This window comes from Alcanivorax profundi, from assembly GCF_003597125.1.
GTDB classification, from domain to species: Bacteria; Pseudomonadota; Gammaproteobacteria; order Pseudomonadales; family Alcanivoracaceae; genus Alcanivorax; species Alcanivorax profundi.
Genome location: NZ_QYYA01000213.1, coordinates 1 through 359, shown reverse-complemented (window position 1 = coordinate 359; position 359 = coordinate 1). Strand labels below are relative to the sequence as shown.

Here is a 359-nt window from a genome sequence, read left to right as displayed (position 1 = left end):
TTATAATCTCCTGGCTGCCGACTTCAGGATTCCACGCATCCATGCTCACCTGGTGAAGCGTATTCCTTCGCAGGCAGGTTTGGGTGGCGGTTCTGCCGATGCAGCCTTCATGATTCGTTTGTTGGACGAGCGTTTCCGTCTCAACATCGGTAATCCGGAGATGGAAAGATATGCTGCCAAGCTGGGCGCAGACTGTGCCTACTTCATTTCTGCCGATCCTGAGGATGGCGATACTGCTTGCTATGCAGAAGGTATCGGAGAAGAACTGATGCCGGTAAGTGGTCCTGGCGATAATCTGAGGGGCTATCATCTGGTTGTAGTAAAGCGCAATGACATTGCCGTCAGCACCAAAGAGGCTT

The 359-nt window shown here is 52.1% G+C and carries 1 protein-coding gene; it reads left to right on the top strand.

Features of this window, described 5'->3' with window-relative positions; translation table 11 throughout:
• On the top strand, positions 1-359 hold a 359-nt coding region (locus tag D4A39_RS19540; RefSeq protein WP_497707281.1), incomplete at both ends, for a 4-(cytidine 5'-diphospho)-2-C-methyl-D-erythritol kinase.